Origin of the sequence: Amycolatopsis sp. cmx-4-54, assembly GCF_046548895.1 — a bacterium.
Lineage (GTDB): Bacteria > Actinomycetota > Actinomycetes > Mycobacteriales > Pseudonocardiaceae > Amycolatopsis.
The window spans coordinates 195,660-218,353 of record NZ_JAEBEJ010000012.1 but is presented as its reverse complement, the minus strand read 5'-3'; the positions used below and the strand labels follow the sequence as shown (position 1 = coordinate 218,353).

At 64.9% G+C, this 22,694-nt stretch carries 18 protein-coding genes and 2 pseudogenes; 15 read left to right on the top strand and 5 right to left on the bottom strand.

The window, feature by feature from the left end; genetic code table 11:
* Positions 1-31: 31 nt before the first annotated feature.
* Positions 32-6,250, top strand: a complete 6,219-nt coding sequence (locus ACLJQ7_RS34040; protein WP_410652250.1) for a polymorphic toxin-type HINT domain-containing protein — start codon at positions 32-34, stop codon at positions 6,248-6,250.
* A gap of 319 nt (positions 6,251-6,569) precedes the next feature.
* Here the strand turns inward: ACLJQ7_RS34040 and ACLJQ7_RS34035 are convergent, their stop codons facing one another.
* On the bottom strand, positions 6,570-6,923 hold the full coding sequence (locus ACLJQ7_RS34035) for a hypothetical protein (RefSeq protein ID WP_410652249.1): 354 nt from the start codon (positions 6,921-6,923) through the stop codon (positions 6,570-6,572).
* 1,296 nt (positions 6,924-8,219) lie between these two features.
* Positions 8,220-8,516, bottom strand: a complete 297-nt coding sequence (locus ACLJQ7_RS34030) for a putative quinol monooxygenase (RefSeq protein WP_410652248.1) — start codon at positions 8,514-8,516, stop codon at positions 8,220-8,222.
* Positions 8,517-8,648: 132 nt separating this feature from the next.
* On the opposite strand from ACLJQ7_RS34030, the gene ACLJQ7_RS34025 reads away from it, so the two are divergent.
* On the top strand, positions 8,649-9,227 hold the full coding sequence (locus ACLJQ7_RS34025; protein ID WP_410652247.1) for a TetR/AcrR family transcriptional regulator: 579 nt from the start codon (positions 8,649-8,651) through the stop codon (positions 9,225-9,227).
* 6 nt (positions 9,228-9,233) lie between these two features.
* Here the strand turns inward: ACLJQ7_RS34025 and ACLJQ7_RS34020 are convergent, their stop codons facing one another.
* The gene (locus tag ACLJQ7_RS34020; protein ID WP_410652246.1) at positions 9,234-10,385 is read right to left on the bottom strand and encodes an FAD-dependent monooxygenase; all 1,152 of its coding nucleotides are present in this window, start codon (positions 10,383-10,385) and stop codon (positions 9,234-9,236) included.
* Between the two features lie 117 nt (positions 10,386-10,502).
* Between ACLJQ7_RS34020 and ACLJQ7_RS34015 the strand changes: the two genes are divergently transcribed.
* The 5 genes and pseudogenes from ACLJQ7_RS34015 to ACLJQ7_RS33995 form a co-directional block, all read left to right on the top strand.
* Positions 10,503-10,838, top strand: coding sequence for an ArsR/SmtB family transcription factor (locus tag ACLJQ7_RS34015; RefSeq protein ID WP_410652245.1), 336 nt, complete (start codon positions 10,503-10,505; stop codon positions 10,836-10,838).
* 290 nt (positions 10,839-11,128) lie between these two features.
* Positions 11,129-11,566 carry an NAD(P)H-binding protein gene (locus tag ACLJQ7_RS34010; protein WP_410652244.1) on the top strand — a complete coding sequence of 146 codons (438 nt, stop codon included), beginning with the start codon at positions 11,129-11,131 and terminating at the stop codon, positions 11,564-11,566.
* A complete protein-coding gene (locus ACLJQ7_RS34005) occupies positions 11,473-11,895 on the top strand; it encodes a hypothetical protein (protein ID WP_410652312.1) in 423 nt (140 codons plus the stop codon). Before ACLJQ7_RS34010 ends, ACLJQ7_RS34005 begins: the two co-directional genes overlap by 94 nt.
* A gap of 149 nt (positions 11,896-12,044) precedes the next feature.
* A complete protein-coding gene (locus tag ACLJQ7_RS34000) occupies positions 12,045-12,473 on the top strand; it encodes a YybH family protein (protein ID WP_410652243.1) in 429 nt (142 codons plus the stop codon).
* A gap of 265 nt (positions 12,474-12,738) precedes the next feature.
* Positions 12,739-12,873 (top strand): annotated as a pseudogene (locus ACLJQ7_RS33995) (FAD-dependent oxidoreductase); the annotation flags it as partial.
* A gap of 168 nt (positions 12,874-13,041) precedes the next feature.
* Here the strand turns inward: ACLJQ7_RS33995 and ACLJQ7_RS33990 are convergent.
* Positions 13,042-13,794, bottom strand: a complete 753-nt coding sequence (locus tag ACLJQ7_RS33990) for an endonuclease/exonuclease/phosphatase family protein (protein WP_410652242.1) — start codon at positions 13,792-13,794, stop codon at positions 13,042-13,044.
* 18 nt (positions 13,795-13,812) lie between these two features.
* A complete protein-coding gene (locus ACLJQ7_RS33985) occupies positions 13,813-14,358 on the bottom strand; it encodes a YceI family protein (RefSeq protein WP_410652241.1) in 546 nt (181 codons plus the stop codon).
* Between the two features lie 132 nt (positions 14,359-14,490).
* Between ACLJQ7_RS33985 and ACLJQ7_RS33980 the strand changes: the two are divergent.
* The 8 genes and pseudogenes from ACLJQ7_RS33980 to ACLJQ7_RS33945 form a co-directional block, all read left to right on the top strand.
* Positions 14,491-14,817, top strand: a pseudogene (locus ACLJQ7_RS33980) (sigma factor); the annotation flags it as partial.
* 714 nt (positions 14,818-15,531) lie between these two features.
* A complete protein-coding gene (locus ACLJQ7_RS33975; protein WP_410652240.1) occupies positions 15,532-16,875 on the top strand; it encodes an ATP-binding protein in 1,344 nt (447 codons plus the stop codon).
* Complete coding sequence (locus ACLJQ7_RS33970) at positions 16,872-17,300, top strand: roadblock/LC7 domain-containing protein (protein WP_410652239.1); 429 nt, start codon at positions 16,872-16,874, stop codon at positions 17,298-17,300. The genes ACLJQ7_RS33975 and ACLJQ7_RS33970 overlap by 4 nt, the downstream gene beginning before the upstream one ends.
* On the top strand, positions 17,297-17,650 hold the full coding sequence (locus ACLJQ7_RS33965; protein WP_410652238.1) for a DUF742 domain-containing protein: 354 nt from the start codon (positions 17,297-17,299) through the stop codon (positions 17,648-17,650). The genes ACLJQ7_RS33970 and ACLJQ7_RS33965 overlap by 4 nt, the downstream gene beginning before the upstream one ends.
* Positions 17,628-18,224 carry a GTP-binding protein gene (locus ACLJQ7_RS33960; protein ID WP_410652237.1) on the top strand — a complete coding sequence of 199 codons (597 nt, stop codon included), beginning with the start codon at positions 17,628-17,630 and terminating at the stop codon, positions 18,222-18,224. Before ACLJQ7_RS33965 ends, ACLJQ7_RS33960 begins: the two co-directional genes overlap by 23 nt.
* Positions 18,221-19,600 carry a cytochrome P450 gene (locus ACLJQ7_RS33955; protein WP_410652236.1) on the top strand — a complete coding sequence of 460 codons (1,380 nt, stop codon included), beginning with the start codon at positions 18,221-18,223 and terminating at the stop codon, positions 19,598-19,600. The genes ACLJQ7_RS33960 and ACLJQ7_RS33955 overlap by 4 nt, the downstream gene beginning before the upstream one ends.
* Entirely contained in the window at positions 19,582-20,688 is a 1,107-nt protein-coding gene (locus ACLJQ7_RS33950) for a cytochrome P450 family protein (RefSeq protein ID WP_410652311.1), read from the top strand. Before ACLJQ7_RS33955 ends, ACLJQ7_RS33950 begins: the two co-directional genes overlap by 19 nt.
* A gap of 683 nt (positions 20,689-21,371) precedes the next feature.
* Positions 21,372-22,694, top strand: coding sequence for a glycosyltransferase 87 family protein (locus ACLJQ7_RS33945; protein WP_410652235.1), 1,323 nt, complete (start codon positions 21,372-21,374; stop codon positions 22,692-22,694).

The following is a 22,694-nucleotide window of genomic DNA, read 5'->3' as shown; positions in this document are numbered from 1 at the left end:
AAGGCCTCACCGCGTCCAGCCTGGAGAACTGATGCGACACAAGTCGTCCACACGCCGCACTTCGAGAACCCTGACCGTTGCGTTGATCTGCTCGCTGGTCGTGACCGGCGTCAGCACCTCCCAAGTCGCGAACGCGGCAGGGGGTCCGAGCGTTGATCTGCCGAACGTCGGCTCGACTCCTGTGACGAAGCAGGCCATGCAGGGGCGCAACCTCGACGAAGCGAGCCTGGCCGCGCTCACGGGAAATCAACCCACTGGTTCCACTACCCCCGATGGCGGCGGAACCAGTAAAGCGACGTCGCTTTCGCCCACGGCAACCTGGAACGTATCCACGCAAACGGGAGATTTCTCCTGGTCGTATCCACTGCGTGTGCCTCCCACCGCAGGGAACCTGACGCCCAACCTCGCCTTGTCCTACACCTCGTCGGCGGTTGACGGGCGCACGAGCGCCACGAACAACCAGGCATCCTGGGTCGGGGACGGATGGGACCTCCACCCGGGCTTCGTCGAACGGGCCTACGGCGCTTGTCAAGACGACAAAGAGAACGGAACGACACCGCCGAAGGTCGGTGACCTCTGCTGGAAGAGCGATAACGCGATCGCGTCCTACAATGGGTCCGGTGGCAGGCTGGTTTACGACGCCACCAAGAAGGCATGGCGTCAGAAGAGCGACAACGGCTCCCGAATCGAGCATCTCACCGGCGCCGCGAACGGTGCTCGTGACGGCGAGTACTGGAAGATCACCACGGTCGACGGTACCCAGTATTTTTTCGGGTCCGCGCCGGCGTCGAAGTCGACTTGGACAGTACCGGTATACGGTGACGACGCTGGCGAACCGTGTCACGCGGCAGACAACAAGTTCGAAAACTCCGCCTGCGTGCAGGCCTACCGCTGGAACCTCGACAAGGTCGTGGACCGGCACGGCAACCTGATCCGCTACACCTACGACGTCGAGACCAACAACTACGGGCAGAACCTCAAAGACACACCTGTGTCCTACGTCCGCGGCGGAACGCTCAAGGAAATCCAGTACGGACTTCGTGACGGTGACTCAGCGCCCGCGACCGGCAAGGTGACCTTCACGACCGAGGATCGCTGCGTTCCCGGCAGCCTGTGCACTTTTGACAAGCCGGAGAATTTCCCGGACGTCGCCTTGGCAGATCGCTGCGAAGGCCCGTCATGTAAGGACCGCTACAGTCCCACGTTCTGGTCGACGAAACGCCTCGCCAAGATCACCGCCCAGATCCGCAAAGACAACGGTTACGCGGATGTCGACAGCTGGACTCTGGAGCACCAATTCCCGGATCCCGGTGATGGCCGGAAAGCCGCTCTCTGGCTCAAGAGCATTATCCATACCGGTAATGTCGGAACACCGATCGCGCTGCCCAAGGTCACCTTCGAGGGCAAGAAGCTCGCGAACCGGGTGGACAAGGGCGACGGGGCAGGCCCCCTGAACCGGTATCGGCTCTCCGCGATCGTCTCCGAAGCCGGCGGTGTCACGACGATCAACTACGCCGCCGCCGACTGTACTGCCGCATCGCTGCCGGACAAACCGGAAACCAACACCAAACGTTGTTTCCCGGCCACCTGGACGCAGCGCGACTTCGCCGAGCGCACCGACTACTTCAACAAGTACGTTGTCGAGTCGGTCGTGGAGTCCGACTGGATGAGTACGAGCAGTGAACAGGTCACCAGCTACTCCTATCCCGAAGGTGCGGCGTGGCACTACTCCACAGCTGATTTCGAGATCGAGAAAGACAAGACCTGGAACGAATTCCGCGGGTTCGGCAAGGTCATCGTCCGCACCGGCAAACCCGACGACCCCAGCGGGCCGATGGGGTACACCGAAACCCGCTACTTCCGCGGCATGCACGGGGACAAGCTTCCCAACAACGGCTCGCGTCCGGCGAGTGTGCAGGACAGTGAAGGTGGCACCTACGTCGACGAGGGCTGGCTCCAAGGCTTCACTCTCGAGAGTATCGTCAAGAACAGCGAAGGCGGTGCCATCGTCGGCAAGACGATCACCGAACCTACCTGGCAAGGCCCGACAGCCACTCAAGGCTCCTTGAAGGCATACCTGGTCAACACCGGTGTCAAGCGCGGATTCGCGGCACTGGCCTCGGGTGGCTGGCGCGTCGCGAAATCCACGACTGAATACGATCTCAACGGCTTGCCCACCAAGGTCAACGACTTCGGTGACATCGCCGTCTCCGGGGACGAACATTGCACGACCACGACCTACGCGCAGAACACCACACGTTGGCTGTTGAGCTTCCCGTCGAGGGTCGAGACTCGCTCTGCAGGATGTGGTCTGCTGCCGGTGTATCCGCGAGACACCATCTCCGACGTCCGATTATCCTACGACACCCTCGCTAATGGTGTTCCGCCCACGGTCGGAGACGTCACGCTGGCTGAAGAAGTCGACAGCTACAACGGCTCCACTCCGATCTACCGGACCACTTCCAAGACCAAACTCGATGTCTACGGGCGCCCGCTCGAGATCACCGATGCTGAGGGCACCACCGTCACTTCCACCTATACGCCGGCCATCGGTGGCCCTGTCACACAGCTCGTCACCTCCAACGCACTGGGGCACAAGACAACCACCGCGTTCGAGCCCGCGTGGGGATCACCTCTGAAGGTCACCGACCCCAACAACCGCGTCACGGAGATCAGTTACGACGCGCTCGGGCGCAAGGCGGAAGTCTGGCAACCGAACCGGCCCCGAGCAGAGAACGCTCAAGGCACCGCCCGCTTCGCCTATGACGTCCGGAAGGACGCCCCCAGCTCGATCACCACGACGCGTATCGGCCCTAACGGGAACTACACCACTTCGACCGCGATCCTCGACGGTCTCTACCGGACGCGGCAAACCCAGGCACCCGCACCTGGTGGCGGCAGGCTGCTGGTGGACACTCGATACGACTCACAGGGCCGGGCCTACAAGACAACCCAACCCTTCTACAACGACCAACCCGTCGATACCTCGCTCTGGGTTGCCAGCGACACCGAGGTACCCGGACTGACCGTAACCGAATTCGACGGGGCCGGCCGGGCCACCGCATCGATCTACCGGGCCGGTGGACAGGAGAAGTGGCGAACCAGCACGGCCTACGGCGGAGACTCGGTCAGCGTCACGCCGCCGGAAGGTGGTCTCGCGACCACCACAATCACCGACGCCCGTGGCCGCACCCGCAGTCTTCGGCAGTACCACGGCGCCCAGCCGACAGGCGACGACTACGACGAAACCAAATACGACTACACCCCTTCCGACAAGCTCGCGGCCATCACCGACTCGAGTGGCAACCGCTGGTCCTACACCTACGACATCCACGGCTCGCTGATCCGCACCGATGATCCCGACCGCGGCGCCACCACCTACACCTACAACAAGCTGAACCAGCAAACCAGCAGCACCGACGCCCGCAACACCACCCTCGCCTACCGCTACGACCAACTCGGCCGCAAGACCGGCGTCTTCAAAGACAACCTGTCAGGAACCAAGCTCAACGAATGGGTCTACGACACCGCGTTCAAAGGCATCGGGAAGGTCGCGTCGTCAACTCGCTGGGTCGACGGCAACGCCTACGTCAAGAAGGTCAACGTCTACGGACCGCTGTATCAGCCGACCGTCCAATCGATCATCATCCCGCCGGTCGAAGGGCCGAAACTCGCCGGCACCTACCAATCGTTCCTGCAGTACAACCCGGACGGAAGCGTCGGCGGCGCCGGCGTTCCCAAGGCCGGTGACCTACCTGCCGAGAGCCTGCTCCACGTCTACGACGATCTCGGGAACCCCCTCACGACCGAAGGCAGCTGGGACGGCCCCGACTACCAGGACTACGTGTCGGGGACTGAATACACCCGTTACGGCGAGCCACAACGGTTGCAGCTCGGCGGTGAGAGCAGCACCAGCACCGGCGGGAAACGGGCTTGGCTGTCGAACTATTACGACACCAACACCCGTCGGCTCGATCGCACCATCGTCGACGCAGAGGTCCCGCAGCCGATGCAGACCGACACCCGCTACACCTACAACCCCGCGGGCAATATCACCTCAATAGGTAACGCCCCGCTCGGGCAGCCGGTCGACAAGCAGTGCTTTGGCTACGACTATCTGAAACGCCTCACCGAGGCATGGACACCCGTCAACGCAGACTGCGGCGCTCCCCCCGCGGTCAACGCCCTCGGTGGCCCGGCCCCGTACTGGCAATCCTTCAGCTATGACAAGTCCGGCAACCGGACCGGTGACACCCAGCACCTAGCCGGTGGCGACATCACCCGCAAATACAGCTACGCCGCCCCCGGCACCGCCAAACCGCATGTGCTCAACTCCGTCACAACAGAAGGGCCAACGGGCGCCAAGACGACTCAGTACACCTACGACCAACTCGGCAACACTAAGACCCGCCCCGGCACCTCTGGGCAGCAGAACCTTGAGTGGAACGTCGAGAACAAGCTCGAAAAGGTGACCGACGGAGCTTCGGACACGTCATTCCTCTACGACGCCGACGGTGATCGGCTGATCCGGCGCGATCCGACGGGCACGACACTCTACCTCGGTCAGCAGGAGGTTCGCCTCGACAAGACGAGTGGGAACGCGACCACGACGAGGTACTACACCCACGGCGGAGCGACCGTCGCGATGCGGACCAACACTGCCCTGACGTGGCTGACTGGTGATCATCAAGGCACCACGCAGGTTGCGATCAACGCGAATGACCTCACGGTCAAGCAGCGACGCCAAACCCCCTTCGGCAGCCAGCGGGGTCCCGACGCCGGTATGCCGGGTGAGCGTGGTTTCGTCGGTGGAACGATCGATGCCTCGACGGGGCTCACGCATCTCGGTGCTCGTGACTACGACGCCGATCTGGGCCGGTTCGTGTCGCTGGACCCGCTGCTCGACCCGTCCAGCCCGCAACAGATCAACGGCTACAGCTACGCCAACAACAACCCGATCGCGCTGAGCGACCCCACCGGCCTCGCACCCGAGGACTCACCCGGTTACTGCGTCGGCTGGCGTGGCGACTGCGGGATCGACCCGGTGGCCGGAAGCGGTATCCACGGTCACTACAGCCCCCAGCAGCTCACGAACATGAACGTCAAGCGCGGCCAGCCGGGCGCGAACGAGAAACGCCGGCAGTTCGAGCAGTCGCGAATGAACGGTGGGAAGAAGCCGAAGCGTCGTCCTCAGACGCCTCTGGAGTGGATAGACGCCGTAGCGGTGCCCTGGACCGGTGCAGGCGCACTCTGGACCCTGTTTAGGTCGGAAAGCCTCTCCGACGCCGCACATAACGGACTTGACATCGTCGGCTACATTCCCTTGGTCGGCGAGGCCGCGGATATCGTCAACGCGGCAATATATGCCGGTGAAGGCGACGACTTCAACGCAGGGCTTTCCGCGGCCGCCGCCATTCCCTTCGTCGGCTGGGCGGCTGCAGGGGTCAAGGCGGCCGGAAAGGGAATAAAGGAAGCCGGTGACGTCGGGCCTGCCGTGGCTAAATGTGCTACGTCGAATAGTTTTGTCGCGGGTACTCGGGTGCTGCTTGTCGGCGGGGTGACGAAGCCGATCGAAGAGGTCGAGGTCGGTGACGAGGTCGTCGCTACAGACCCTGAGACCGGCCGCACCGAGCCGCGCCCGGTGATCGCGACCATCGTCGGAGAAGGCCAGAAGAATCTGGTCGAGCTAACCGTTGACGTCGACGGTCCCAGCGGTGACAAGGTCGGCGTAGTCATCGCTACCGATAAGCACCCGTTCTGGTCGCCAGGCCACGCGTCCTGGACCGACGCGACCGACCTCAAGGCTGGTGATAACCTCCGGACGGATACTGGAGCGGTCGTCACCGTGGTCAAGGTCGACCGGTGGCTGTCCCAGCGTCAGCGCGTCTACAACCTCACCGTCGACACCCTGCATACCTACCACGTCCTGGTGGGTGAGACCACGCCGATCCTTGTCCACAACTGTTCTCTGGATCCGATCGCGAAGAACATTGCCGATCATGCCAATGAGAGGGCGCTTGCCGGTGACGGGACTCATTTCGTGCGTGGCGTCGACGAGCGAGCGCTAGGACACTATGTCGATGGAGTAATCAACGAGCAGATTCCGAACATCGAGACCCGATACCTCAGGCACGGCCGAGTCGGGTACTGGGACTCAAGTAAGGGGGCTGTCGTGATTGAGGATGGAGTGGGTGGAACTGTGTATACGCCGCGAGGTGGATATGATTGGTTCAAGAATGAACTCGAGTGATTCCAATAATGGAAGGGCAGGCAGGATTGAGAGTTCTCAATCCTGCCTCCTTCTTAGCGAAAATCAGTTTAAGGTAATCCGACAAGTAACCTATCAGTTGCGCGAGTATGAGGAGAGACTTCTTGCAAGTGAGGTTGCGTCCCCTGGAGTTGTATCAATTCTGGTCGAATTCGTAAATTCGCTCAAGAACCTCGCCGGGCAGGCCGTAAGGGTTCGGATCATCTCCGACGATGCGTACGAGGCCGGATCCGTCTCTGTATCCGCTCTGCGCCCATTGCCGTCCGACCTTCCGGGTAGTCAGGAAGCGGTTGGGGAGCTGTCAGGTCATCTGATTTCCAGCTGGCTGCGTATGATGCAATATGTGGTCTCGTTGTTGGGTGGTCGGGAGTTGTTTCTGCGTACCGGATACGACCTTGATGAAGTTAGGGGTGCGCTTGAGGAATTCGACGTAAATCGCTCTTAAGTCGGCCTTGTGTCTGAGGACTCGCCGGGCTACTGCGTCGGCTGGCGTGGCGACTACGGGATCGATCCGGTGGCCGGAAGCGGTATCCATGATCACTGCAGCGACCAGCAGCTTACGAACATGAACGTCAAGCGCGGTCAGCCGGGCGCTATCGAGAAGCGCCGGCAGTACCAGCAGGCGCAGCTGAACGGAGCGAAGAAGCCCCGACAAATTCGGATTATTTCAATGCTCAGTGAAAGCTATATGCACTGTCGAGTTTGTGGCCTTATACAGAGTGATCCCCCGTGGGGGGAAGATGGGAAGACGCCCACTACGGTATCTGCGACTGTTGTGAAACTGAATTTGTATACGAGGATGCAATTCCTGTTGGAGTAGCTCGCGCTAGGGAAAAGTGGGCGAGGTCAGGGTTTCAATGGGTGCACCCGTCGGCCCGCCCTGATGGTTGGTCGGCTGATGTTCAGCTTATAAAGGCGGCCTGCTTCGATGATCATTAGCAGGTCTACAACCTAACCCCGCGGCCGCTGGGCCCGTTCCTCGTGGGGTGGACGTCGATGATCGCACTGCGGATTAGATTTCCGAGTTCTCGTTCGCTGGTCCCTGGTTGCGGGATTAACCATGGGCAGGAATAGGCAAACTTCTATTTGCGTCGTCGGGCAGCCTGAGCGCAACTTGTAACAAGACTGTGATCTTGCTGCTGCAGGTCGCGTCGACCATGTTTGATCGGCAGTGCTTCCGGGCGCTGCTGGCAACGTTGTTCAGGCCAAAAGAATGATGCCTCGGTTCTCCACGTAACGGGTGAGCTGGTGAAGCTCCTCGGTAGTCGACTTTAGTGTTGGAAGAGTGGAGCGTCGGGGGATCACGCCGTCTCAGATTGGGCTCCATTCCCGACGTAGAGCCCGACACGGGTCGACACGGGATGGTACTCGTCCTCGACGAAGGCTGGGGTGTTGACCTGCACAAACTGCCAGTATTTGACACTGAACGTCACTAGCGGCATGGCTGAGCCCGGACTTTTAATCCGAGGGAATCTGCAGCTCATCGACATGGGTAGGTCCACACGTTGCGGTGTGCCCCGGGGAGAACTACCCGGGGGTTACGCCGGTGGAGCAGACGATGTGAGCCCACTTGGGTGGGTGAGACGTCGTGCTCCGGATTTGCTCCAGCTGCTGAACGATAACTGAAGTTCGCCGCATCGTTTCTCAAAATAAGTAACGGCCAAAAAACCGCTCTAACTCGGCGAACTTGCCAGGTGGGCGGTGTTTCGTCACTCTGGAGAAGGGGACTCGAACCCTGGCCCCCTCACTGCCAGTCAGGTTCCGGCAGGGCGCTGACTTGGAGTTATCGAGAACCCGCTGGTCGGTTTGAGCGGTTGAGCTCCGATCGCTGCGGTTCGTCGTCGTTGGGGGCAGCTGTAACCGACGTCGTGCTCCAGATCTGCTCCAGGAAAACCGGTGTGAGAGTCGGACTGTTGGTCGCCACTGGTGGGTAGGTCAGGTCCGTTCGGATTCAGCCGATGGTGCGCAGCACTGCGGTCTTGGGAGGCTCACGCAGCACTTTGATCGCCTCGTTCATCCCGTTCTCGGCGGCGTCTTTCATGTGGGCGTGGAAAGCGTCCACGTTCTCCCATACCTGGACGGCGTAGAACGCGCCCGGGTCTTCGAGATCCTCGTACTCCGTGGAGTTGACCAGGCCGGGCTTCGCCGAGGTCTGGATCGCGTGCAGCAGCGAATCGCGGGCCTGCTGCTCGTGGCCGGCGTTCGCGTGGATCTCGATGAGGACGGTCACGGTGTCCTGGTTGCTCATGGCTTTCTCCTGCCGGTGCATGGCGGTTGGCCGGAGTGGACCGACCGCAATAAGAAGTACTTCCGCTTCTTATTTCCGGACGGTACACCGCCGACATAAGATGCACAAACACATCTTGTGGGAGGTCGAGGGATGCACCGCAGACGAGGCAAGGACCTGGAAGAGGCTCTGCTCCGGGCCGCCTGGGCCGAGCTGACCGAGCGCGGATACGCGGCCTTCACGCTGGAAGCGGTCGCCAAACGCGCCGGTACGAGTACACCGGTGATCTACCGCCGGTGGGCCAACAAGGCGTCGATGGTCGAGGCGGCACTGGTGTACGAGAGCTCCACGCGTGTCGTCGATATTCCGGACACCGGAACGTTGCGCGGTGACCTGATCACGATGATGCGGGCGGCGAACCGTTCCCGAATCGATCTTCTCGTCGTCACCGCTGTACTTCTGGATGAATACTTCGCCGAACGAGGGTCGAACCTCGAACAGCTCCGCGCGCGGGTACTGGCCGGGCGTCGCTCGGCGGCCGAAACCATCTTCGAACGAGCCGTCGATCGAGGCGAAGTCGACGCCTCCGTTCTGAGACCACACCTGATCTCGCTGCCCTTCGACCTCTTTCGTCACGAAGTTCTGGTGACTCTGAAACCTGTGTCCGACATGGCAATCGACCGGATCGTCGACGACATCACGATGCCCCTTCTGGCCCGGCGCTCACGGTGAATTCTGCTACGCGATCTTTCCGTTCGCGGTTTCGCGAGAGGTGATCCGGTTCGTGCGACCGATCGCGCGGCCCACCGTGTTGCGTACCACCAGGCCTGGTCGAGTGCTGGGCACCATGAGTCTGGAGAGCAGACCGACGCGTCGCTGCCGCGGTCGCACTTCGCGGCGGAGCCGCGACTCGTAGGTGGCGAAGGCGCGGGCGTGGTCGCCGTGGTGGGCGGCGAGTTCTTCCGCGAGGGCAGACGCTCCTGCCATCGCCATGCTGGACCCGTCGCCCAGCAGGGCTGTGGCCGCCGCCGCGTCCCCGACCAGCACGACCCGCCCGCGGGACCACGAGGGCATCCGGACGGTCGTCAGGGGGTCGAAGAACGGGGCCGGGTGGTCGAGGTACGCCGCCACGAGTTCCGGCGCCCGCCACCGCACGCCGGCGTACGTGTCGGCCACGATTTGCTTGTGGAGAGCGATGTTCTTGCGGTCGTGGCACGCAGGTCGTGCGGCCCGGAAGGTGAAGATCGCGAGCGGCGTGGTGCGCGAGGGATGGACGACGAGCATCCGGTTCGGCACGGTCAGCATCGTCAGCTCGCTCGGGTCGTCGATGGCGCCGGGTTCCAGCGGGACGGTCGCGCCGTATAGACCCAGGTCGCTCACGAACTGCCGCTCGGGCCCGAACACCAGACGCCGGATGGTGGAGTGCATCCCATCGGTACCGACCACCAAGTCGAAACGTCGTGGCGCGGACCGTCGAAAGGTGACGTCGGCCCCGCCTTCGTCCTGCTCGAGTGCGGTGACCGTGTCGTCGAACACGAACTCGGCATCGTCCCGCGCCGACCGGTGGAGTACCTCGGACAGGTCGGCCCGGGTCACCTCGACCGCCGGCGACCCTCCCGAGGAGGTGGGAAGTCGCAGGACTCGTTCGCCGGCCGGGTCGAGCAGGGTCAGCGACCGATTGCGGGTGGCGAGCTCGCGCAGCCGCGGAAGGATGCCCATGCGCTCAGCGACCGGTATCGCGGGCCCCTTCACGACGATCGCGCTGCCACCGGAGCGGAGCTGCCGGGCATGCTCGACGACAGTCGGCCGGTATCCATTCCTGGCGAGCCAGTACGCGAGCGCGGGCCCGGCGATTCCGGCACCGACTATCAGCACCTCGGGCTTCTTCATGACAAGACCTCTCGGAGGTTCGACGACCATGTTCCGGCCGTCTAGGTACGATTGATTTCGTACTCGAGTAGAGCATCCCTTCAGGTACGATGCAAGACGTACCTGAAGGAGGTGTCCGTGGCCGGAACGAACCTGGTCGGTCCAGAGGTCGATGCGCTCGAGCTGGGCGTGGTGCTTCGCGCTCTCGCTGACGAGCACCGTCGTTCGGTGATCACGGAGTTGGCCGCCGACCGCACCGACAGCGAGCGAGGCTGTAACTCGTTCGCTCTCCCGATCTCGAAGCAGACCCAGACCCATCATTTCCGGGTCCTGCGCGAGGCAGGCCTCATCGACGAGATCGACTACGGCAACCGCAAGGGCATCCGCCTGCGACGCACGGACGTCGAGAGCAGGTTTCCCGGCCTGCTCGCACTCCTGGAAGCCGAACGCCAGGACGGTACTGCTCCTCGCTGAACAGAGCCCCTCGTCTCGCGGCCCGGTGCTGGCTGAGCTGAGCCACGGACGCGGGCTGGCCGCTATGAAGAGCCTGTTGTCGTTCTCTGCGTGAAACCGCTCTTCTACCGCCCCGCAGGCCGCGTGAAGACGACCTTCCACCACCGTCCACAAAGTACGGACTCCAGCGCGGTCAAGGCGCTAGCCGCCCGGACGGAAGCCTGGCTTGCGTAAAACGCGCCCGAGGGCTTCGCCTCACCGACCCGAATCCATGGGTCGCACGGCGGTGCCGACCGGCTGCCGGCGAGGAGGTGATCGCCGTCACGCGCGACCCCGGACGGGTCGAACTGCCGCCGGGCGCGCACGTGGTGAAGGGCGACCCGTCCCACCCGACCTCCCTGAAGGAAACGATGAGCGAGGTAAGGGGACTCCTCCTCAGCCCTCGCGCGGCCGGGCGCGGCATTCCGGAACTCCTGTCGCTCGCCGCCGAACACGAGGTGGACAGGGTGGTGCTGCTGTCTGCGGCGACGGTGGTGCATCCAGCGGGAAAACCCAAGTTCGCCGGCGAGTTCAAGGCTGCCGAGGAGGCGGTGATGGCCTCCGGCCTGCGGTGGTCTTTGCTTCGATGCGCAGATTTCAACGCCAACAGCCTCGCTTGGGCCCGCAGATCCGCTCGACCGGCGTGGTCCGTGGCGCGTATGCCGACGCCGCGACCTCACCCATCCACGAGCGGGACATCGCCGCAGTAGCCGTACAGGCGTTGGTGAATCCCGGGCACGCCGAACAGGCTTACCTGCTCACCGGGCCAGAATCGCTGTCCCAGCGCGAGAAGGCGCGCCTCATCGGCGTTGCCATCGGCAAGGACATCTCTTTCGAGGAGCTTCCGCCCGAGCTTGTCCGGCAGGCGATGCTCGCTCAGGGGCTCCCCGAAGAGATTCCCGAGCGGCTGCTCGGCTCGTTGGCCGATTACGCCCAGCGGTCAGGCCCGACCACGGACACGGTGGATCAGGTGCTGGGCCGCCCCGCGCTTACCTACGGAGCCTGGGCAGCCGAGCATGCCGGAGCCTTCCGGAGCTGAACGGATGGCGATGACGTCCCTGTGGTGAAACGTCGTGGCGCCTCACATTTCCGTGGGTTGCGTCGTCGGACTACTGAAACCACCGGGACCGTCGCCAGCCGGACTGGGGGTCGCGGTCAGAATTCTTGAACGGCGAAACGGAGAATGCGATGACTTCGATCGATTCCGAGGTTAGGACCCTCTTGGAGAGTCGCGTCGATGCCGCCCAGGTGAAGGACATCGACCGGCTCATGTCCCATTATTCGTCCGACATTGTCTATTTCGATGTCGTTCCCCCTATGCAGTACGCGGGAACCGATGAAGTCCGCCGCAACTTCGTGCGGTGGTTCGATGGCTACGACGGCCCCATCAGCCTGCAGACACACCAGCTGGCCGTTGAGGCGAGTGGCGACGTCGCGGTCGCGCACATGCTTCACCTGGATTCCGGGAAGCGCACGAACGGGCTCGAGACCTCCATATGGGTACGTTCGACCGTTAGTTGCCGACGGTCGAACGGCGCGTGGTTGATCACGCACGAACACATCTCACTGCCGATCGACATGGAAACACTTCAGGCCTGGTTCCCGCCGGAGATGTGAGCCCGTCTGCTCGCTCATCTGTGTAAGCCATTTCCCGCCGGGGTTGGCTGAGGACGTATCTCGTCCTCAGCCAATCCCAGTACGCGACGTTCTTCAACTGACGCCGCTCACTCATCATTGCGCTCAAGCCCGGATCGAGCTGGCCGCTGTCCGCTGCACGCCTGGCTCCCGTGAGACGCGATCGGCGCTCCGGTTCACCTCCGGAGATGCCTGATTCCTTTAGGAGCAACCTCATGGATACAACGAGCACGGTGGCCGCCGGGCGCTGTTGGTCGGGCTGGGCATCAGTGGTATCGCGACGGCGCTACGACTGCGGCAGATCGGTTGGACACCGGTCATCATCGAACGAGGTACCGGCCGGCGGTCCGGTGGATACTTCATCGCGCTGTTCGGCGCCGGCGCTGACGAGCTCTTGAGTGGCGGCGGCTCGTCACCTTCGCAGACGACGCGCGGGGTGAGGTTCTTGTCGGCGAAGAGCTGGTCGAGCAGGCGGCGGTGCCAGTGACCGGGCCGGGTGGGGTCTTGGCGGTCTGGAGCAAGATCTGGTCAACAGGGGGTTCGGCAACCATCAGGTAGCTGGGGGATACCTGTGAGGTGGAAGGTCAACGGCTCCCAGCGGAAGCGTTCCTGTCGATGTAGACGTCGACGACCACGCCGTAGTGGTCACTCGGCCAGACCCCATCGGTGGGCTGATCGAAGGCAAGGCCGACCGCACGGATCTCGCAGCGTGCCTTTGGATGTGCGTGCCAGGAACCGGTGAATACGTAGTCGAGCCGGCGCCGGTGCCCGGGCTGGCGTACGACCTGGTCGAGGAGGGCGGCGGCGCTGGCGTTGTCGACGCTCCAGGTATGGGCAGGTCGGTGCGGTGCCGGGCGTCGAGATCGGTAAGCGCGATGGCCTGCTGCTCGCGGACGGCTACGGCATCCAGCCGCCACGATGCGGTGACGGAAATGAACAACAGGTCTCCCAAGCCTGGCAGCACGACCTTGACCGCCGGAGTGCACCGGGGAACATCACCGGCGCCCGCCAGGCGCAGGTCGAGGAGCTCCATGACCTTGTGGGGCCAGCGTGTGGCCACCGCGTTGCCGCCATGGCGATCGACGAATGGTGGCCGGTAGCCCATCGCGTCGGACTGATGAGTGCCGTTCAACTCGGCGCCCTCCAGCAACTCGTAAGTTTGCCGACGCCCATCGCCGTCGACGACTTCCTGCAGCGCGACCAGGTCAGGGGCCCGGCGGCGCAACTCCTGGTTGAGCAGGGACAGGCGCCGGGGGCACCCTGATTGTTCTGGACGGTTGATCGTGACGATCCGCACATGCATACGCTTGCTCCGCCTTTGTCAGGACTGCCGGATCGCGGCGACGTCGAGCTCCAGTGTCACCTTCCTGCCGACCAGGACGCTGGTCGCGGCGTTCCAGTTCACGCCCCAGTCCCTGCGGCTGATTGTGGCACTGCCCCGGAAGGTGACACGGAGGTAGCCCAGCCGGTCCCTCTCGGTGCCGGTCAGTTCGAAGTCGACGATAACCGTCTCGGTCACGCCGCGGATGGTCAGGTCACCTGCGACCTTGAAGGTGGTCTTGCCGACCTGGTCCATCCCGATCGAGGTGAAGGTGATGGCCGGATGGTCGTCCGCGTTCAGGAACCTGCTACCCAGTTGCACGTCGCGCTGCTCGTTGCGGGTCTGGATGCTCTTCGCCTGGATCGAAAGCTGAGCGCTGGACTTCGACGGCTCATCGCCATCCAGGTGCGCGCTCCCCTCGAACTCCTCGAACTGGCCCCACACCCTGGTGGCCATCGTGTGCCGGGCGATGAAGCCGATCCGCGTGTGGGCAGTGTCGAGGACGTAGTCGCCGGTCAGCTCGCTGAGCGCGGTCATGGTGGACATGCTTGTTCGCTCCTACAAGGGGGACGGTGTTCGTTTCGGCAGTTCGACGAGGTACCCCTGCGAAATGTGAGGTGACGTGCCGACCTCACATTTCGCACTTATGTCTCGTCGAACTGAAGCTTGGCCGCGATCATGAGTGAGCGGCGTCAGCTGATCAATCTCGCCTACCGGCTCCTCGGCTCCCTGGCCGACGCCGAGGACGTCGTGCAGGAGACCTGCGCCCGTTGGTACGGCATGTCCCGGCAGCAGCAGGAGGCCATCAAGTCCCCTGGTGCCTGGCTGACGACCGTCGCCAGTCGCATCTGCCTGGACCTGCTCAGCTCGGCGCGGGCCCGGCGGGAACGCTACGTGGGCGAATGGATCCCTGAGCCGGTCCCCGACCACACGGAGTTGGTCAGCGCGTGGCCTGGCGGCGACCCGGCCGATCGGATCACGCTGGACGAGTCGATCAACATGGCACCTGAGGTGAGTTGGAACCCCTGAAATAGCACTCTGGTCTGACGTTCTGTCGAACGCCAGACCAGAGTGCTAGAGCTACGAAGAGTCAAATTGCAGGTCAACAGCGATTAGAACCCTTAAGTGGAGCGAAGGGGACTCGAACCCCTGACCCCTCACTGCCAGTCAGGTTCGACCAAGGCGCTGACCTGCGGTAATCGAGAACCCACTGGTCGACTGGCGCAGTTGTTGTCTGATCGGTGCGGTTCGACGCCGTTGCGTGCAGCTGTAACCGACGGCGTGCTCCAGGCCCGCTCCAGGAAAATTGGTGTGGGAGTCGGTCTGTTAGTGAAGGCCGCGGACGCGAAGCCTGGCCACTGGCGGCTGTACGCCGGTCGTGGTTCAGGCTGTGAAGCCACCGAAGTGAGTGGTCCAGTTCGCACTGGTGTACCGCGGAGCGTAGTTGAGCGACTCAGCGGCAGATGCTGCCTCACTCAACGTCCGGGGCCGACGAGCTCGTAGAGACCAATGTACGACTCCTGGGCCCGCTACGTCGTCCCACCCGGCCTGCTTACCCTGCGTAGAACCACTTTTCTCGCGGGAAGCGGCTGCCGCTCACGGCGTGTTTGCGCTACGGTACTCGCTGCTGATGACGTCCTTCGATCCCCGCTGCCGTGGAGCTGCCGCATGATCCCCGGCTCGGCCCAGGCGTCTTGCCCTGTCGATCGTGAGGATTCCATGGAGTACCCCCTGCTGACGGCAGTGCTGGTCTGTGTCTCGCTGCTCGCCGCGGCCTTCGCGCTACTGTTGGTGCGCCAACGCCGGGTCACCGTCAACACCGGCCGTCGTGGTGAGCAGCTGCTGGCCGAACTCCGCGCCCGTGAGGAGGAGAACCGGCACCTGCTGCACAGGCGGTTGCCTGCAATCGTCGAGGCGCAGACCAACCATGCCGTGACCGTGCCCGGCCCCTTGCGTACCTTCAACGGCGAGGACCCCCACCGCGAACTGCTCGTGGTGATCAGCGAGCTGACCGGCCAGACCCGCCTCAACGCCGCCGAATCCGCCGCCGCCACCCTGCGCGCGATGATGCGCACGGTGCAGAACCTCGCGGGGGAGCAGCAGGTGCTGATCTCGGCGATGGAGGAGCAGCACGACAATCCCGACGTGCTCGATGGCCTGCTCGGCCTGGACCACGCGAACTCGCAGCTGGGCCGCCGCGCCCAGGCGACCGCCGTGCTCTGCGGTTCGTGGCCGGGCCTGCAGCGCTCCGCCGCGACCCTGACCGACGTGGTGCGCGGGGCCACCGGCCGCATCCGCGACTACGCGCGCGTGCAGATTCCGGCGCCTTCGGACACCGCGGTGGTCAGCCAGGCCGTGGAACCGGTGGTGCTCGCGGTGGCCGAGCTGCTGGACAACGGCGCCCGTCACTCGCAGCCCGGCTCACCCGTGCAGGTCACCTTCCAGCAGGCACACAACGGGCTGGCGATCGTCATCGACGACGCCGGGGTCGGCATGACGGTGGAAGCGGTGCAGCGCGCGGGCTGGCTACTGGAAGGCCACGGCGGTCAGGACATCGCCGCGCTCGGTGTGCCGCCGCGGATCGGTTTCGCCGTCATCGGCGTGCTTTCCCACCGCTACGGCTTCCGCGTCTCGGTGGACATGCGCTCGCCCTTCGGCGGGGTGCGCGCGGTGCTGTTCCTGCCGAGCGAGCTGCTCACCCGCGCCGCGGTCCCGGCGCCGGCACCGCAGGAAGTCCCGTCGCTGGCCGCGCCGGCCAGCCCGGCCGCGATCACCCCCAGCCCGACCCCGCACGTGCGCGTTTCCGCGCCGGAACCACAGCAGGCCGAACCGGCCGAGGACCTGGGCACGACCGCGCACGGCCTGCCCCGCCGTCGCCGACGCGCCCCGGTGGCCGGGTCGGCCGCCACCACCACGTTGTCGGTTCCGGTGTCGCCGCCCGCCGCGCCGGAAGTGACCGAGTCCCCGATGAACCACAGCCCGGTCGCCACGGCCACGGCCTGGCAGCGCGGCACCCGCCAGGGCCGCGCTTCTTCCACCGATGACGAAAGGGACTTCCAGTGAGCAGCTCCGTCACCACCAACAACCGGTTGGGCTGGATGCTCGACCAGGCCCTGCAGATGCCGGAGACCATCTCCGCGGTGCTGCTCTCGGCCGACGGCCTGCTGATGGCCCATTCGCAGGGAATCACCGTGGAGGACGCCGAGCGCACCGCCGCCGCGGTCTCCGGGCTCCAGTCGCTCGCCCGCGCCACCGGCGAGTTCTGCCGTCAGCCGCCGGAGCAGTGGCGGCAGACGCTGATCGAATTCGACGGCGGGTTCGTCTTCCTGACCTCCGCAGGACAGGGCGCCTACGTCGCGGTGTCCACCACCGGCCGGGTGGACATCGAGGGCGTTTCCTCGCGATTGCAAGAGCTGGTGCAAAGACTCGGCCAGGAACTCACCGCGCCACCGCGCTTTCCGGCCGAGGGACCTGGCGACCCGGCATGAGCGGGCAGCGGCGGGAACGGGCGCTTGTCCGGCCGCACGTGGTCACCGAGGGCCGGGCCCATCCGACCCGCAACACCCTGGACGTGGCCACCGTGGTGCTGGCCACCTGGGCGCCGGTGACCGGGCTGAGCCCGGAAAAACGGCGGGTGATGGAGCTGTGCCGGGGCGGCGCGCTGGCCGTCGCGGAGGTGGCTGCGCATCTCGAGCTGCCCACCAGCGTCACCAAGGTGCTGTTGTCGGACCTGCTCGACAGCGGGCACATCGAAGCACGGGCCGCGGTGCGCGAGACCGAAGTCCCCGACCAGCAACTCCTGCAGAAGGTACTCGATGGCCTCCGTGCTCTCACCTGACCGATACGTTCCCACCACGGTCCGGACCTCGGTGAAGATCCTCATCGTCGGCCCGTTCGCGGTGGGGAAGACCACCTTTGTCGGCACGCTCTCGGAGATCCGCCCGCTGCGCACCGAGGAGCGGATGACCCAGGCGGGCGCACTGGTCGACGACCTGTCCGGCGTGCGCGGCAAGGACACCACCACGGTGGCCATGGACTTCGGACGCCTGACACTGAGCGACGAGGTGGTGCTCTACCTCTTCGGCGCCCCGGGCCAGCAGCGGTTCACGCAGATGTGGAAGGACCTGGCGCACGGTGCGCTCGGGGCGCTGGTGCTGGTCGATCCCAGCCGCCTGCAGGACTCCTTCGACGTGATGGGCCTGCTGGAGGAACTGGACCTGCCCTACGCGGTGGCGGTCAACCAGTTCGACGGTGCGCCGCGTTTCCCCGAGACCGAACTACGCGAGGCGCTCGATCTGCTACCCGAGACCCGGCTGGTCACCTGTGACGCCCGCGATCGCGCGTCCGCCGCCTCGGCGCTGATCAGCCTGGTCGACTACCTGTTCACTCCCGTCCGCCAGGAGCATTCGTGACCGTTCCCGCCATCCCGCCCGTAGGTTGTCCCGCTCACGCCACGCGCACCCCGCTCTACGACGAGGAGTTCGCCGCGAACCCGGCGGGGGTCTACGCGCGGATGCGCAAGGAACACGGCCACGTCGCGCCGGTCGAGCTGGCGCCGGGGGTGAACGCGAGCCTGGTGCTGAGCTACGAGGCGGCGCTGGACGTGCTGCGCTCCCCGCAGACCTATCCGCGGGACCCGCGCCGCTGGCAGGCCACTCAGCCGCCGGACAATCCGGTGATGCCGATGATGGGCTACCGGCCGAACTGCCTGTTCACCGACGGCGCGGTGCACGCGCGCTACCGCAGCGCGGTCACCGACAGCCTCTCGCGGGTGAACCCGCACGCCCTTCTGGACTACGTGGAGAAGGCCGCGCGGGAGCTGATCGCGAAGTTCTCCCGGACCGGCCGGGCGGACCTGCTCACCGAATACGCCGGAACCCTTTCCCTGCAGGTGTTCAACCACCTCTTCGGCTGCCCGCCGGAACTGGGCGAGCGGCTCACCGCGGGGATGCGCGGGATCTTCGACATGGTGGATCCGGAGCGCGCCAACGCCGAGCTGACCGCGGCCATGCTGGACCTGCTGGCGCTCAAGCGGCGGCAGCCGAGCCAGGACGTGCCCTCGTGGATGATGGCGCATCCCTCGAGGTTGACCGACGAGGAGATGCTGCACCAGCTGGTGCTGCTGATGGGCGCGGGCACCGAACCGCAGCAGAATTTGATCGCCAACGGGCTTCGGCTGCTGCTGGTGGACGAGCGCTTCGCCGGGGACCTGGCCGGCGGCAGCCTGCACGTGGACGACGCGCTGGAGGAGATCCTCTGGAGCGACCCGCCCATGGCCAACTACTCCGCCGGTTACCCCTATCCGGCGGCCGACCTGATGGGCGCGCGCCTGCCTGCCGACGAGCCCGTGGTGATCAGTTTCGCCGCCGCCAACACCGATCCCGAGCTGGGCGACGCCCAGCGGGCCGGCAACCGGGCGCACATCGCCTGGAGCGCCGGCGTGCACTCCTGCCCGGCGCAGGGCCCGGCGCGGCTGATCGCCACCACCGCCATCGAGACCCTGCTCGACGCGCTGCCGGATCTGCGCCTGGCCGTGCCGGACGCCGAACTGCGCTGGCGGCCGGGCCCGTTCCACCGCGCGCTGGCCGGTCTCCCGGTCCTGTTCACCCCCGTCGTCGCACCGGCCAGTCCCGTTCCCGACCCGACAGGAGAGCACCCATGGCGCCAGCCCGCCCGTTCGTCCTCGATCCCAACGGCCGTGACATCCACACCGAAGGAGCCGAACTCCGCGCCCGCGGAGCCGCGACGCTGGTGGAACTCCCTGGCGAAGTGGTGGCGTGGTCAGTAACCCAGCCGGAGCTGCTGCGGAAACTGCTGTCCGACCCGCGGGTGTCGAAGAACCCGAACCTGCATTGGGCGGCCTACCGCGACGGTGAGATCCCCGAGGACTGGCCGCTGCAGATCTGGGTCTCGGTGCAGAACATGTTCACCGCCTACGGCGGCGACCACCGGCGGCTCCGTTCGCTGGTGTCGAAGGCGTTCACCCCGCGCCGAGTGGAAGCACTGCGGCCGTGGATCGAGGAGTTGACCACCGGCCTGCTGGACCGGCTCGCCGCCGGGCCGGATTCGGTGGACCTGCGGGAGAACTTCGCCTACCCCCTGCCGATCGAGGTGATCTGCCAGCTGTTCGGCGTGCCCGAGGAGCACCGGCCGGATCTGCGGCGCGCGGTGGACGGGGTGTTCAACACCTCGCTCAGCGCCGAGGAGGCGCAGGCGAACGGCGTGCTGATGTACGGGATTCTCGGGCAGCTGGTGGCGAACGGGCGGGAGAACCCCGGCGAGGACCTCGCCAGCGGCCTGATCGCGGCGCGGGACGAGGACGGTTCGGTGCTTGAGGAGGCCGAGCTGATCGACACGCTGATCCTGATGATCTCGGCCGGGCACGAGACCACGGTGAACCTGCTGCACCACGCGATCCTGGCGCTGCTGACGCATCCGGAGGAGCTGGCGAAGGTGCGCTCCGGGGAGCACACCTGGGCCGAGGTGATCGACGAGACCATGCGGTGGCAGGCGCCGATCGCGAACCTTCCGCTGCGGTACGCGGTGGAGGACATCGAGATCGACGGGGTGCACATCAAGGCGGGCGAAGCGATCCTAGCTTCGTACGCGGCGGCGGGCCGCTGTCCCGAGGTGCACGGTCCCGACGCGGACGAGTTCCGGCTGTCGCGGGAGTCGAAGAGTTATCATCTGTCGTTCGGGCACGGGGTGCACTACTGTCTCGGCGCGCCCTTGGCGCGATTGGAGGCGGAACTCGCACTGCCGGCACTGTTCGAGCGGTTCCCCGATTTGGCCCTGGCGGCGGAGGTTTCCGAGCTGGAGAAGATGCCGTCGTTCATTTCGAACGGGCACACGAGTCTTCCGGTACGCCTCAAGTGAATGTGGTGAGTATGGCTTTCACCGCGGACCCGCGGTGAAAGCCACACTCACCGAGCCATTCCACGTAACCGTCAGCTGTTCACGGTGAAATCTGAGCAGCACCAGCCTGGAACCACCTCCAGAAAGACGATCCACGGGTCGCATCGGCCATCGCGGACCGAGTCCTGTCCGAGAGCAGGCCGAACACGATGTTCGCGACCATCGCGGGTGTTCACGTTGACAATGGACAGCATTGCGGAAAAGAGCGGGCGGCTCCGCAGGATCGCGAGTGGCTTGCCAAGATGGACAACCCTTCGGCTGAAGCACAGCGACACCTTCACGCGCTGGCGTTACTCACTTCCACGTGTCTTTCCACCACCCCATACGCTGGGTTGCGGACTTTCGGATCGATGTGTGAGTGTGGACAGCTGATACCCGTGCAAACCTTTCTTGACAGGTTGGCAGTTGGGCGTGAGCCGGTAATGTGCTCGAATGTCGACCCGTTCATCAGATATGGACGCCCGGCTTCCGTCTGATGGCGGCTTCTCTCGCCGCTGGATGTCACAGGGCGGGTGGGTGAATCCTGCTCGCCGACGGCTGGACAGGCGGAACCCGCAAGTTTACTCCGAGCCCTCGACCCCCGCTCCGGTGGTGATTTGAGGCTATGAACTAGACTCGTCACACGTTCGGTTGGGGGTTCATCGGTGACGGAAGTCGGTTCAGAAATACGGGCAGAGCGCCGGTTGCCAGCTCCCCTGTGGTGGTCCGTGCTGTCCGGTGTGTTGCTCATCGTGGTACTCGCAGGGTTCACCGTGTGGGCGAATTTCTGGACGCCGACCAACGTCTACCTGCAGGATTTCGACTCCTACGTGGCTAGTGGCCTGGCCGCGCGGGCAGGCGAGCCGCTGTATGAACCGGGCGTCTCCAACCTGCCCATGATCGGCGGCACGTTCAAGTACACCCCCTTCGCCGCCGGGGTCTTCGCGGTGCTGAGCCTGGTTCCCGGATTATTGCTGTCGATGGTGGCGCTGCTGGGAAACTTGTTCGCGTTGCTGGCGATCATCTGGATTTCGCTGGGCAGGCTCGGCTACGCGGCCGATCACGGTCGGCTCGCGGCGACGGTGGCGTTGTCCGCGGTAGCGCTGCCGCTGCAGCCGGTGTTGATGAACTTCACGGTCGGGCAGGTGAACCTGCTGCTGGTCCTGGTCGTGCTGGCAGATTTGACCGGTCGTGATCGCCGGTGGAGCGGGATCGGGGTCGGGCTGGCCGCAGCGATCAAGCTGACCCCGGGCTTCTTCGTGATCTACCTGCTGTTGACCCGCCGTTTCCGCGCCGCAGCTGTGGCCACCGGAACGTTCGTCCTTACCGTGGGCCTCGGTTTCGTGGGGTTACCGCACGATTCGAGCTTGTTCTGGTCGGCGAACCTGGCGGATCCGTCGCGCATCACCGGCAAGGACAACGCGATGGTGCCGGAGAACCAGTCGGTGCGCGGGGTACTGGCGCGGATCCTCGACCTCGGTGACGTTTCCAGCCTAGTGTGGGTACCCGTCGCTGCGGTGGTCGCGCTCGCAGCGCTCTGGATCGCGGTACGCGCGCACCGCCAGGGCCGGGAACTGCTGGCGGTCAGCGTGGTCGGCATGGCGATGGTGCTGGTGACACCGTGGACCTGGACTCACTACTGGGTATGGCTCGTACCGTTCTTCGTGATGGCGGCCTGCGCCGTGTGGCAGTCCCGCAAGTGGTGGCCCGCGGAAGCGCTGGTCGCGGTATACCTGCTGATGTTCGGCTGGCTGGTGAGCGACCGCGTCGACGCCCCGATCGTCGGCCTGGTCGTTCTTCCGGATGACTACCCACCGTTCCTCCAAGCGGTGACGCACACCCTGTACGTCGTGATTGCGCTGGGGCTGTTCCTTCTGGCTGCCCTGAAACCCGGCTGGCTGAACCCACGGCAGGACTGGGGGCTTCCTGTCCTGCGGAGCGAACCCGCAGAAGTCAGCGGATCGGGTGCTCGGCGAGAGACTTCTTGA